Below are 12,661 nucleotides of genomic sequence, written 5' to 3'. Positions count from 1 at the left end.
CCTGCCAGGCTGCGGTGATACGCGGAAGGGCGGCCGAATACCGGGCGGCTCCCGCGGGTACGGGCGGCGCCCGCGGGCCGGCGACGGAGGAGGCGAAAGGCGCGGCAATTGGCCGCGCTCTCGACGGCTGCACAAGACAGCGGCAAGACGGAGCGTCACGGCCCGGGAACCACGTACTCTGGGGGATTGTTATGAGCGCGCGTACTTACGAGGTCCGCACCTACGGGTGCCAGATGAACGTCCACGACTCCGAGCGGCTGTCCGGCCTGCTGGAGGGCGCCGGCTATGTACGGGCGCCGGCGGGCTCCGACGGAGCGGACGTCGTCGTCTTCAACACCTGTGCGGTGCGGGAGAACGCCGACAACCGGCTCTACGGCAACCTCGGCCAGCTGGTGCCGAAGAAGGCCGCCCGGCCCGGCATGCAGATCGCCGTGGGCGGCTGCCTGGCGCAGAAGGACCGCGACACGATCGTGAAGCGGGCGCCCTGGGTCGATGTCGTGTTCGGCACGCACAACATCGGGCAGCTGCCTGTGCTGCTGGAACGGGCCAGGATCGCCGAAGAGGCCCAGGTCGAGATCGTCGAGTCGCTGGAGACCTTCCCCTCGACGCTGCCCTCGCGCCGCGAGTCCGCGTATGCCGCGTGGGTCGCGATCTCCGTGGGCTGCAACAACACCTGCACCTTTTGCATCGTGCCTGCCCTGCGGGGCAAGGAGAAGGACCGGCGGCCGGGCGATGTGCTGGCCGAGGTCGAGGCACTGGTCGCCGAAGGCGTCATCGAGGTCACCCTGCTCGGCCAGAACGTCAACGCCTACGGCTCCGACATCGGTGACCGCGAGGCGTTCGGCAAGCTGCTGCGGGCCACCGGCGCGGTCGAGGGCCTTGAGCGCATCCGCTTCACCTCCCCGCACCCCCGCGACTTCACCGATGATGTGATCGCTGCGATGGCCGAGACCCCGACCGTGATGCACCAGCTGCACATGCCGCTGCAGTCGGGCTCCGACCGGGTGCTGAAGGCGATGCGCCGGTCGTACCGGCAGGATCGTTACCTCGGCATCATCGAGAAAGTGCGTGCCGCGATGCCGGACGCCGCCATCACCACCGACATCATCGTGGGCTTCCCCGGCGAGACCGAGGAGGACTTCGCGCAGACCCTGCACGTGGTGCGCGAGGCGCGCTTCGCACAGGCCTTCACCTTCCAGTACAGCAAGCGGCCCGGCACCCCCGCGGCCGACATGGACGGCCAGATCCCCAAGGCCGTCGTCCAGGAGCGCTACGAGCGCCTGGTCGCGCTCCAGGAGGAGATCTCCTGGGAGCAGAACAAGACCCAGGTCGGCCGCACCCTGGAGGTGCTGGTCGCGGAGGGCGAAGGCCGCAAGGACGACGCGACCCGCCGGCTGTCCGGGCGCGCGCCCGACAACAGGCTCGTGCACTTCGAGCGTCCCGAGGGCGGGCAGGCCAGGCCTGGCGACATGGTGACCGTCGAGATCACCTATGCAGCCCCGCACCACCTGCTCGCCGAGCGCCCCGCGCTGTCCGTACGCCGCACGCGGGCCGGCGACGCCTGGGAGCGGCGGACCGCGGCTCCTGCGCCGCAGCCGGTCGGTGTGATGCTCGGGCTGCCGACGATCGGGGCACCGGCTGCCGGGACCGCGGGACCGGTGGCCGCCACGGGTGGCTGCGCGGCCGGCTGAGGCCGGTTCGGAGCGGCGCGGAGGACCGGGAGTCACCGTCCGGTACCGGCGGTAAGGTGTCGATCATGCTGGTCGCCGCTGCCGTCTGCCCCTGCCCGCCGCTGCTCGTACCCGAGGTGGCAGCCGGAGCCGCGCCCGAACTGGACGCGCTGCGGGACGCCTGCGCCGACGCGGTCGGCGTGCTGTCCGCGTCCCGGCCCGACCTGCTGGTCGCCGTGGGACCGGCCGACGTGCCGGGCCGCGTCCCTTTTCCCGCGGGCGCCCGCGGCTCCTTCCGCCCGTTCGGCGTCGCGATGGACGTACGGCTCGGTATGGCGGCGGATTCCGGTGGCGGCGCAAACGACCTACGGGCGCTGCCGCCGTCGCTGGCAGTCGCAGCGTGGCTGCTGCGGGACTGGAAAGCGGGCCCGCTGGAGGGGCTGGGGGTGGGGGAGCAGCTGGCACCCGACCGCTGCGCCGCTGCCGGGCGGGACATTGCCGCGTCGGCGGGGCGGGTCGCCCTGCTGGTGATGGGCGACGGCAGCGCGTGCCGTTCCGTCAAGGCTCCAGGCTATCTGGACGAGCGGGCGGAGGGTTTCGACGCGGCTGTCGGGGCCGCGCTCGCCGCCGCGGACATCGAAGCGCTGGCGGGGCTCGATGCGGAGCTGGCGCAGCAGCTCCAAGCGGCCGGCCGGGCGCCCTGGCAACTGCTGGCCGGCGCGGCGCGAGGTACCGGCCTCGGCGGACAGCTGCTGTACGAGGCGGCTCCCTACGGCGTGGGATATGTCGTCGCCGCCTGGAGCTGACCGGGCGCGTCGCACATGGACAAGCCGCGGAAGGTGGAATTCCGCGGCTGTCCGGTCTCACTCGCCGTCTACCCGCCGCCGTGCGGCGGATGCGGCGTTCCGCCGGGTGCCGGCGTCAGAGCGAGTCGCCGGTGCCCCGGCCGCCCTTGTCGCCCAGCTTGCCCGCGGCGTCCCTCGCCTTGTCCGCGCCAGTGTCGATCTTGTCGCTGTACTTGCCACCGGTCTTCGAGTCGGCGGTTTTCGCCGCCTTGTCGATCCCGGAGTCGACCTTGTCGCCGTGCTGCTCGGCGAGGTCGCCGGCCTTGCCTTTCGCCATGCCGAGCTTGTCCTTGAGCGTGTCCATGAAGCTCATCTGGCACCTTCCCTCGAAGATGACGCGATCAGGGCGGCGACCTCGCCATCCAGCGACCGGGCGGCCGCAAAACAGCGCAAGCATCGCAAAATGCCCTTCTCTCCAGACGATACCCGCGCCGCCGCGAATGCGCGCCGCCAGTCCCCGGTGCCGGGACCGGGGACCGTGAAAGATCCGGCGCCGGATCTTTGGGAGACTGGCACCGTGAAGAACCGTGTGATCGCCGTCGTCGGTCCCACCGCGGCCGGAAAGTCGGATCTCGGTGTCGCTCTGGCCCGGATCCTGGGCGGCGAGGTGATCAACGCCGACTCCATGCAGCTCTACCGCGGCATGGACATCGGCACCGCCAAGCTCCCGGCCGACGAACGCCAGGGCGTGCCGCACCATCTGCTGGACATCTGGGACGTGACGCAGGCCGCCAACGTCGCCGACTACCAGCGGCTGGCCCGCGCCGAGATCGCCCGCCTGCACGCGGTGGGCCGGGTCCCGGTCCTGGTCGGCGGCTCGGGGCTGTATGTCCGCGCCGCGATCGACCCGCTGGAATTCCCGGGCACCGACGCCGCCGTCCGCGCCCGGCTGGAGGCCGAACTCGACATGCGCGGCCCCGGCGCCCTGCACGCCCGGCTGGCCGCCGTCGACCCGGCCGCCGCGCGGGCGATCCTGCCCAGCAACGGCCGGCGGATCGTCCGCGCCCTTGAGGTCGTCGAGATCACCGGCCGCTCCTTCACGGCCAACCTGCCCCGGACCGAAGCGCTGGAGTCCGTCTACGACACCGTGCAGATCGGAGTCGGCATCCCCCGGCCTCTGCTCGACGAGCGCATCGCCCTGCGGGTCGACCGCATGTGGGCGGCCGGTCTCGTGGCCGAGGTACGCGCCCTGGAAGCGGTCGGACTGCGGGAGGGCCGCACCGCCTCCCGCGCTCTCGGCTATCAGCAGGTGCTCACCGCACTCGCCGGAGAGTGCACGGAGGAGCAGGCCCGCGCCGAGACGGTGCGGGCCACGAAACGTTTCGCACGCAGGCAGGATTCGTGGTTCAGGCGTGACGGGCGTGTGCACTGGCTCACCGCCCAGGGCGAGGAACTCACCGACCACGCGCTGACGTTGCTCGAAGAAGCGGTCACAGCCTGATCACGTGATGGCATCGGGACGCTCCGGCGTCCAGGAACAGCCCTTCCAGCGTGCCATCATCGAGCATCTAGCTACGGTGTCGGAGACTTGGGAGGGCGCGTGGCGATGGCAGCCGGCCCACGCGACACCCCCCAGGGGCGCGACCCAGCAGCGGGCTCCTACGAGTCCCATGCGTCACAGGAGATCAACGGCGTCCCGGTCGGAAACGCGGAACCCGTCGACGAACTGGTGCACTTGGAGACCTTGGACGCCCTCGGCGACCCGCTCGATCCCCTCGATCCGCTGGGCTCGATCGACGCCGTTCTGCCGCTCGACGGCGGTCAGTCCTTCGGCGAACTGCGACCGCAACGGCGGCTGAGGATCTGGCAGCTCGCTCCGATCATCGCGCTCGCGGTGGGCGGATCTCTCATGTTCGCTTTTCCTCTCGCCTTCGAATCCGGCGACGCCGGTCCGGTCGTCGCCATGCTCGGCCTGCTGCTCTGCGGCTGCTCCGCGGGCTGGGGTCTGATGGCGGCCCGCCGGGTCGGCCACACCTGGCCGGGCCTGCCTGCCCGCGGGTCGGGCGCCCGGGTCGACTGGCGGTTCGTCGCCGGCTACGCCGCCGTGATCGTCCTGCTCGCCGTGCTGGCGGTCTGGCGCGTCGCCCGGCTGCGCTGACGGCCCGCGCCGCCCGCCCGGCCGTCCGCGTACGATCGACATGTGACTGACACGCACCACGGCGCCGCCCTTTCGACCTTCCTCAAGGGCCACGGGACCGAGAACGACTTTGTGATCGTCCCCGACCCGGACGGTCTGCTCGACCTGTCCGCCGCCCAGGTGGCCCGGCTGTGCGACCGCCGCGCCGGGATCGGAGGCGACGGCCTGCTGCGCGTCGTCCGCTCCGCCGCCCACCCCGAGGCCGCCGCGCTCGCCGACCGGGCCGAGTGGTTCATGGACTACCGCAACAGCGACGGCAGCATCGCCGAGATGTGCGGCAACGGCGTCCGTGTCTTCGCCCGCTACCTCCAGCGGGCCGGCCTCGTCGGCGCCGGCGACCTGGCCGTCGCCACCCGCGCGGGGGTGCGCGACGTCCACATCGCCAAGGACGGCGACGACGGTGCCCCCGGTGGCATCACCGTGGGCATGGGCCGCGCGGTCCTGCCCGACGGAGCCGTCACCGTCACGGTCGGCGCCCGCAGCCGACCCGCGGTGAACGTCAACATGGGCAACCCGCACGCCGTCGTCTTCGTGGACGACCTCGACGAAGCCGGAGACCTCTTCCGGGCACCCGTCGTCACGCCCGCCGAGGCCTACCCCGCCGGTACCAATGTGGAATTCGTCGTGGATCGCGGGCCCCGCCACGTGGCCATGCGCGTCCACGAGCGCGGCTCCGGAGAGACCCGGTCCTGCGGCACCGGAGCCTGCGCCGTCATGGTCGCCGCCGCCCGCCGCGACGGCCTCGACCCCGCGGACACCGGCCGCCCCGTCACCTACACCGTCGACGTCCCCGGCGGCCGACTGGTGGTCACGGAGAACACCGACGGCCGGATCGAGATGACCGGTCCCGCGGTCATCGTCGCCGAAGGAGTCCTCGAACCCGGTCCCGCGGCCCTCCGCCCGGCCCGCTGACTCCCCCCACGCCAATCCGTTACCCGGCTCATTCCGCCAGGAATCCCCGTACACCGTCCCTCGAACGGGTGATGGGGATCACTCTCGGCGAGAGCGTGACAGCCGCACGTGGTGGGCTCGGTAGCATCAATCACCGGCGCGGCCCCGCGGGTCGTGCGAGGGCTTCCGCAGCCGGTCCATGCTGCCGGAGGTGCCGATGAGCGCAGACAACGCGGTGGACGCCGAGCGCGCCGCAGAGGCCCGCCGACGCGGACTGCGACGCATCGATCTGCGCCGGCTCGGCCGGGCCGCACTGCTGGGCACGAATACCAGGGACCGGCTGCCCGGCGCCATCGAACACCTCATCAAGGTCCACCGCGCCCGGCATCCGCAGGCCGGACCGGAAGCGGTCGAGACGCTGCGCCGGGCGTATGTGCTCGCCGAGTCCTCGCACCGCGGCCAGACGCGCAAGAGCGGCGAGCCGTACATCACCCATCCGCTGGCCGTCACGCTGATTCTGGCCGAACTCGGTGCGGAGACCACCACCTTGACGGCCTCGCTGCTCCACGACACCGTCGAGGACACCGACGTGACGCTGGATCAGGTGCGCGAGCACTTCGGTGCCGAGGTGACCTATCTCGTCGACGGTGTCACCAAACTGGAGAAGGTCGACCACGGCGCCGCCGCGGAACCCGAGACCTTCCGCAAGATGCTCGTGGCCGCCGGCAGCGACGTACGCGTGATGTCGATCAAGCTCGCCGACCGGCTGCACAACGTCCGCACCCTCGGGGTGATGCGGCCCGACAAGCAGGCCAGGATCGCCAAGGTCACCCGGGACGTGCTGATCCCGCTTGCCGAGCGGCTCGGGGTGCAGGCGCTCAAGACCGAGCTGGAGGACCGGGTCTTCGCGATCCTCCACCCCGCGGAATACACCCGCACCCAGGCCATGATCGCCGCCAACGCACAGCAGCCCGACCCGCTGGCCACGATTGCCGACGACCTGCGCAAGGTGCTGCGCGACGCGGACATCGCGGCGGAAGTGGCCATCAGGCCGCGGCATGCGGTCTCCGTCCACCGTCTGCTGCTCAAGCGCGGCGGTGCGGACCTCGGCGGCGGCGACTTCGGCAGGCTGCTCGTCCTGGTCGGCGAGGACGCCGACTGCTACGCCGTGCTCGGCGAGCTGCACACCTGTTTCACCCCGGTGATCGCCGAATTCAAGGACTTCATCGCCGCGCCGAAATTCAACCTCTACCAGTCGCTGCACACCGCCATCGCCGACGACCGGGGCCGGATCGCCGAGGTCCTGGTCCGCACCCGCCAGATGCACCGGGTGGCGGAGGCCGGAGTGATCGCCCTCGGCGACCCGCACGCCACCGCCGAGCACCTGCCGTCCCCCGACGGCACGCCGCTGTCCGCCGCGGGCGGCGGTGCGGGACGGACGGCGCCGGGGTCCGCAGCGGCAGAGGTCTGGGGGAGGGTCGACCCGACCCAGCCGGGCTGGCTCGCCCGGCTGCTCGAATGGCAGCGCGACGCGCCCGACCCCGACACCTTCTGGACCGCGCTGCGTGACGACCTCGCGCAGGACCGTGAGATCACCGTCTTCACCGCGCAGGGCGGCGGCGACTCCGGCACGATCCGGCTGCCCGCAGGGGCCAGCTGTGTCGACGCGGCTTATGCCGTGCACGGTGAGGCCGGCCGCCGGTGTATCGGCGTCCGGGTCAACGGCAGGCTGGCGCCACTGGGCACCCGGCTGCGCGACGGCGACAGTCTTCAACTGCTGCTGGACGACGCCACCGCCTCCCGCCCGGCCGCCGACTGGCTCGAGCACGCCACCACCCCGGCGGCCAGGATCGCGATCACCCGCTGGCTGGCACTGCACCCCGCACCGGCGGACGACGACCAGCCCGCCGCCGCCCCGGCATTTCGACCTGCCCGGGCAGGTGGCGGCGCGCCGGCCGGGCAGCCGGTGGCGGTCACCGACCTGCCGGGAGCCGTGGTGCGCCTGGCCCGCTGTTGTACGCCCGTCCCGCCCGACGCGGTGACGGGCTTCGTCATTCGCGGCGGCGCCGTGACCGTCCACCGCACCGAGTGCCTCACCACCGCCCGGATGATCGCGACCGGCCGGACCCCCGTACCCGTCGGGTGGCGGGAGGGCACTCCGGCCGGCGGTTACCGCGCCACGGTGCTCGCCGAGGCGCTGAGCCGCCCGCGACTGCTCGCCGACCTGACCGAGGTGATCGCCACGGAGGGCGTCGGCATCGTCTCGGCCGCGGTGGAACCGCCGCAGGAGCACCGCGTACGGCACACCTACACGGTGGAACTGCCCGACCCCCAGGCTCTCGCCGGACTGATGCGCGCCATGCGGGCCGTACCCGGCGTCTACGACGTCTACCGCGCGAAGCCCGCCGTCGCCGCGGGCCGCGGCTGACCGCTTCGCTGCTGTCCTCCACTTACGCACCGCACTCACTCCTCGGATCTGTCATCGACCGGTTTGGCCGGTCTCGATGATTACTCTGAGTGAACGGGTGGTCGCGAGGGGCGGTTCCCGGCACGCTTCACCCGTACGGGTGGTCTGCGTGCTGCGCGCACTCGCGGGGAAACCCGCGTGACCGCGACGGTCCGGCGTGCGACCATCGTAGTGACGGCGCGAACGCGTGCCGGACCCTGACCGTACGACCTAAGGATCCGATGACCTCCTCCTCTTCTTCCTCTTCGAACGACCGCCAGCGCCTCCCTGAGAGCCTTCGGGCCGACGCCCTGATGGAAGAGGACGTCGCCTGGAGCACGCACATCGACGAGGAGCGGGACGGCGATCAGCTCGACCGCTCCGAGCGGGCCTCGCTCCGCCGGGTCGCGGGACTGTCCACCGAACTGGAGGACGTCACCGAGGTCGAGTACCGCCAGCTGCGGCTGGAACGCGTGGTGCTCGTCGGCGTCTGGACCTCTGGCACCGTGGACGACGCCGAGAATTCGCTGGCCGAACTCGCGGCGCTCGCCGAGACCGCGGGCGCCCTGGTCCTGGACGGCGTCATCCAGCGCCGCGACAAGCCGGACCCGGCCACCTACATCGGCTCGGGCAAGGCGCAGGAGCTGCGGGACATCGTGCTGGACAACGGCGCCGACACCGTCGTCTGCGACGGTGAGCTGAGCCCCGGCCAGCTCATCCATCTCGAAGACGTGGTCAAGGTCAAGGTCGTCGACCGCACCGCGCTGATCCTCGACATCTTCGCCCAGCACGCCAAGTCCCGTGAGGGCAAGGCGCAGGTCTCGCTCGCCCAGATGCAGTACATGCTGCCGAGGCTGCGGGGCTGGGGCCAGTCGCTGTCCCGGCAGATGGGCGGTGGCGGCTCCGGCTCGTCCGGCGGCGGCATGGCCACCCGTGGCCCCGGTGAGACCAAGATCGAGACCGACCGGCGGCGTATTCGCGAGAAGATGGCCAAGATGCGCCGGGAGATCGCGGAGATGAAGACCAGCCGCGACCTCAAGCGCCAGGAGCGCAAGCGCCACAAGGTGCCGTCGGTGGCCATCGCCGGCTACACCAACGCGGGCAAGTCCTCGCTGCTCAACCGGCTGACCGGTGCCGGCGTCCTGGTGGAGAATTCACTGTTCGCCACGCTGGACCCGACCGTACGCCGGTCGGAGACGCCCAGCGGGCGGCTCTACACCCTCGCCGACACCGTCGGATTCGTACGGCACCTGCCGCACCATCTGGTGGAGGCCTTCCGCTCCACCATGGAGGAGGTCGGCGACGCCGACCTGATCCTGCACGTGGTGGACGGCTCCCACCCGGTGCCCGAGGAGCAGTTGGCCGCGGTCCGTGAGGTGTTCCGCGATGTCGGCGCGCTGGACGTGCCCGAGATCGTCGTGATCAACAAGGCGGACGCGGCCGATCCGCTGGTGCTCCAGCGCCTGCTGCGCAACGAGAAGAACGCCATCGCCGTGTCGGCACGCACCGGCATGGGCATCGACGTGCTGCTGCAGATGATCGACGACGTATTGCCGCGCCCCGACGTGGAGGTGGAGGCCCTGGTGCCCTACACCCACGGGGGGCTGGTGTCCCGGGTGCATGCGAACGGCGAGGTGCTCTCCGAGGAGCACACCGGCGACGGCACGCTGCTCAAGGTCCGGGTGCACGAGGAAATGGCGGCGGAATTGGCCCCGTTCACGCTCGCCACGCACCACTGACCGACCCGGCGCGGCATCGCGGTCCGCCGCCCGATGCCACGACCGGCGCCGCATGGGTAAGGCCCCGTCTCCCGGAGACGGGGCCTTACCCATGCGGCGATCGCTCAGCTGAACTTCTTGCTGACCGCGTCGAAGACCTTCTTGGCATCCGCGCCGAGCCGCGGGCCGGCCAGCCAGGTCGCCTTCACCGGGCCGATCGAGGTGTTGCTGACCAGAGCGGTCGTTCCGTCCGGCCGCTTGGCGAACCATCCCCCGCCGGAGGAACCCCCCGTCATGGTGCAGCCGATGCGGTATTCCGTCGGCTGCTGCGCGTCGAGCGACAGCCGCCCGGGCTTGTCCGCGCAGTTGTACATCCGCTGACCGTCATAAGGCGACGCCGCCGGATATCCCCACGCGTTCAGCGTGCCGACCTGCGCCGCCGGCGGGGCGTCGAACCACACCGGCATGGCCGAGCCCACTGTCTCCTCCAGCGACTTGCCGCCCTTCTCGGGCGTCACGTGCAGCACGGCGAAGTCGTACGGCGAGCCGCTGCCGCCCGACTCTGCCCCCGTGTCGATCCACTGCTGCGACGTGCTCGCACCGTCGGCCCAGAACACCCCGTACGGCGCGAGCACGTCGCGCTTGGCACCCTTGAGCGCGGCGGCGCTCCTGCCGGAGTCGTTGTAGGCGGGCACGAAGGCGATGTTGCGGTACCAGCCGCCCTCCGCTCCCGCGTGCACGCAATGGCCCGCCGTCCAGACCAGGTTGGACTTGCCCGGGTGCGCCGGGTCCTGGACCACGGTGGCCGAGCAGACCATCGAGCCCTTGGGGCTGTCGAAGAACAGCTTCCCGACATCAGGCGCGCTCTGGTGATAAGGCGTCGCCGCCGCCCGCGCCGCCACCGGCGAGGGCGCCCGGTCGGTCTGGCCCTGGTCGGCCGGGACGTCGGCGGGGACATTCTTGTCCTCCGGGTCTGCGCCCTTCATCCGGTCGTCGTTCCACAGCCCGTCGATCACCGGGTTGACGAAATCCGCCGCCTTGCGCAGCCATTGGGACCGGTCCCAGTTCTTCCAGGCCCCGTCCTTGTACGCCTGCTCCCACTTCTTCAGGTCGGCGAGGCTGGTCGGCAGCGACGTCGGAAGGGAGAGGTCGAGTTTCGGCTTCGCCGTCGTCGACCGCGCCGACGTGGGCTTGGTGTCGCCCCCGGCGTCCGACGACTCGCACGCACTTGCCGTGGCCACGAGCACCACAGCTGCCGCAGCCGCCATCAACGACCGACGTATCGATGACATGAACGTGAGCCCCCCACGAAGTCCGCGTGCCCGACGTGCTGTTGCCTGCCGGCACGGACGGCGCACGGGAACGCCGTCGGTGTGAGGGACGGTCACCGGCCGCTCACCGGTTCCGCCGGGAAAGTTCTGTGCGCGGCCCGTGATCGGTCCGTCACCACGTCGTTAGTACGGACGGGGGACGAACCGACTGCAAGCGACTCGGAGGAGACAGCACGTGGCGGCCATTTCGAGCGCGCCGGGACATCTCGCGGCGCCAGCCGACGGATACGACGACGGCGGCGCCACGGTGGCGGAGGGGATCCTGCGCAGACAGGCACAGCGCGAGTCGGCCGCCCGCACCTATGCGCGCTCGCTGCCCGTGGTCCCTGTCCGCGCCCGGGGCATGACGATCGAGGGTGCGGACGGCCGCCGCTATCTGGACTGTCTGTCGGGAGCGGGGACCCTCGCTCTCGGGCACAACCACCCCGTCGTCCTGGAGGCCATCAGAGGCGTCCTCGACTCCGGTGCGCCGCTGCATGTGCTCGATCTCGCGACCCCGGTCAAGGACGCCTTCACCACGGCCCTGTTCGAGACGCTGCCGCCCGCACTCGCCGAGCACGGCCGGATCCAGTTCTGCGGGCCCGCCGGCACCGATGCCGTCGAGGCGGCCATCAAACTCGCCAGGACCGCCACCGGGCGCGACGGGCTGCTGGCCTTCTCCGGCGCCTACCACGGCATGACCGCGGCGGCACTCGCCGCAACGGGTGACACGGCGGTGCGCGCCGCCCTGCACGGACCCGACACGCAGGTCACCCGGCTGCCGTACCCGTACGACTACCGCTGCCCATTCGGTATCGGCGGGGAGCGGGGCGCCGAGCTGGCCGCGCGCTGGACCGCGCATCTGCTGGACGACCCCAAGGGCGGGGTGCAGCCGCCCGCCGGGATGCTCCTCGAAGCGGTGCAGGGCGAGGGCGGGGTGATCCCCGCGCCCGATACCTGGCTGCGGCGTATGCGGACGATCACCGCGGACCGCGGAATCCCGCTGATCGTGGACGAGGTGCAGACCGGGGTCGGCAGAACCGGCACCTTCTGGGCCGTCGAAAGAAGCGGCATCGTGCCCGACGTCATGGTGTTGTCCAAGGCCATCGGCGGCAGTCTGCCGCTCGCCGTCATCGTCTACCGCGAGGAACTGGACGGCTGGCTGCCCGGAGCCCACGCCGGGACCTTCCGCGGCAATCAGCTGGCCATGGCTGCGGGCACCGCGACCTTGCGCTTCGTACGCAGGCACGCCCTGCACGAACGCGCCGGGACGATGGGCGCGCACATGGCTGGCCGCCTGCGGGAACTGGCCGCGCACCACGCCTGCATCGGTGACGTACGGGGCCGCGGCCTGATGATCGGCGTCGAGATCGTCGACACCGACGCGGAAGGGGACGACCGCGGCGTGCTGCCCGCCGCACCGCACCTCGCCGCGCGCGTCCGGCGCGAGGCCCTGCGCCGCGGCCTGATCGTGGAACTCGGCGGCAGGCACGGCAGTGTCGTCCGGCTGCTGCCCCCGCTGACCATCACCGACGAGCAGGCCGAGACCGTACTCGAACGCTTCGCCGGCGCCATGGAAGCCGCCTGCGCCGGCGCGCCGGGGGCCGCCGCATGACGCCCGCATCCGGCATCCCCCGCACACCC

At 71.7% G+C, this 12,661-nt stretch carries 10 protein-coding genes; 8 read left to right on the top strand and 2 right to left on the bottom strand.

Going from position 1 to position 12,661, the window contains the following annotated elements; all coding sequences use genetic code 11:
* Window positions 1-191 precede the first annotated feature (191 nt).
* Together miaB and OHA86_RS09205 are read left to right on the top strand one after the other, a co-directional pair.
* Window positions 192-1,691 carry a tRNA (N6-isopentenyl adenosine(37)-C2)-methylthiotransferase MiaB gene (gene miaB / locus OHA86_RS09210; protein ID WP_329174032.1) on the top strand — a complete coding sequence of 500 codons (1,500 nt, stop codon included), beginning with the start codon at window positions 192-194 and terminating at the stop codon, window positions 1,689-1,691.
* Window positions 1,692-1,756: 65 nt separating this feature from the next.
* On the top strand, window positions 1,757-2,476 hold the full coding sequence (locus OHA86_RS09205; protein ID WP_329174030.1) for a class III extradiol dioxygenase subunit B-like domain-containing protein: 720 nt from the start codon (window positions 1,757-1,759) through the stop codon (window positions 2,474-2,476).
* A 115-nt stretch (window positions 2,477-2,591) separates the two neighbouring features.
* On the opposite strand, the gene OHA86_RS09200 is transcribed toward OHA86_RS09205, so the two are convergent.
* Window positions 2,592-2,828: an antitoxin gene (locus OHA86_RS09200; RefSeq protein WP_329174028.1), complete on the bottom strand. Its 237-nt coding sequence runs from the start codon at window positions 2,826-2,828 to the stop codon at window positions 2,592-2,594.
* 204 nt (window positions 2,829-3,032) lie between these two features.
* Between OHA86_RS09200 and miaA the strand changes: the two genes are divergently transcribed.
* The 5 genes from miaA (at window position 3,033) to hflX (ending at window position 9,728) form a co-directional block, all read left to right on the top strand.
* Window positions 3,033-3,956 (top strand): tRNA (adenosine(37)-N6)-dimethylallyltransferase MiaA, encoded by a 924-nt coding sequence (gene miaA / locus OHA86_RS09195; RefSeq protein WP_329174026.1) that lies wholly within the window; start codon window positions 3,033-3,035, stop codon window positions 3,954-3,956.
* Between the two features lie 105 nt (window positions 3,957-4,061).
* Entirely contained in the window at window positions 4,062-4,613 is a 552-nt protein-coding gene (locus OHA86_RS09190) for a hypothetical protein (protein ID WP_329174024.1), read from the top strand.
* A 42-nt stretch (window positions 4,614-4,655) separates the two neighbouring features.
* Window positions 4,656-5,564, top strand: a complete 909-nt coding sequence (gene dapF, locus OHA86_RS09185) for a diaminopimelate epimerase (RefSeq protein ID WP_329174023.1) — start codon at window positions 4,656-4,658, stop codon at window positions 5,562-5,564.
* Window positions 5,565-5,760: 196 nt separating this feature from the next.
* Entirely contained in the window at window positions 5,761-7,971 is a 2,211-nt protein-coding gene (locus tag OHA86_RS09180) for a RelA/SpoT family protein (RefSeq protein ID WP_329174022.1), read from the top strand.
* Window positions 7,972-8,231: 260 nt separating this feature from the next.
* Window positions 8,232-9,728, top strand: a complete 1,497-nt coding sequence (gene hflX, locus OHA86_RS09175; protein WP_329174020.1) for a GTPase HflX — start codon at window positions 8,232-8,234, stop codon at window positions 9,726-9,728.
* Between the two features lie 104 nt (window positions 9,729-9,832).
* Here the strand turns inward: hflX and OHA86_RS09170 are convergent, their stop codons facing one another.
* Window positions 9,833-10,999: a trypsin-like serine peptidase gene (locus OHA86_RS09170; RefSeq protein ID WP_329174019.1), complete on the bottom strand. Its 1,167-nt coding sequence runs from the start codon at window positions 10,997-10,999 to the stop codon at window positions 9,833-9,835.
* 286 nt (window positions 11,000-11,285) lie between these two features.
* On the opposite strand from OHA86_RS09170, the gene OHA86_RS09165 reads away from it, so the two are divergent.
* Window positions 11,286-12,632 carry a diaminobutyrate--2-oxoglutarate transaminase gene (locus OHA86_RS09165; protein ID WP_329182329.1) on the top strand — a complete coding sequence of 449 codons (1,347 nt, stop codon included), beginning with the start codon at window positions 11,286-11,288 and terminating at the stop codon, window positions 12,630-12,632.
* The last annotated feature ends 29 nt before the right edge of the window (window positions 12,633-12,661 follow it).

The sequence above is a fragment of the Streptomyces sp. NBC_01477 genome (assembly GCF_036227245.1).
Lineage (GTDB): Bacteria > Actinomycetota > Actinomycetes > Streptomycetales > Streptomycetaceae > Actinacidiphila.
Note: the sequence above shows the minus strand (reverse complement) of the source record. Positions and strands in the feature narration are given on the sequence as shown.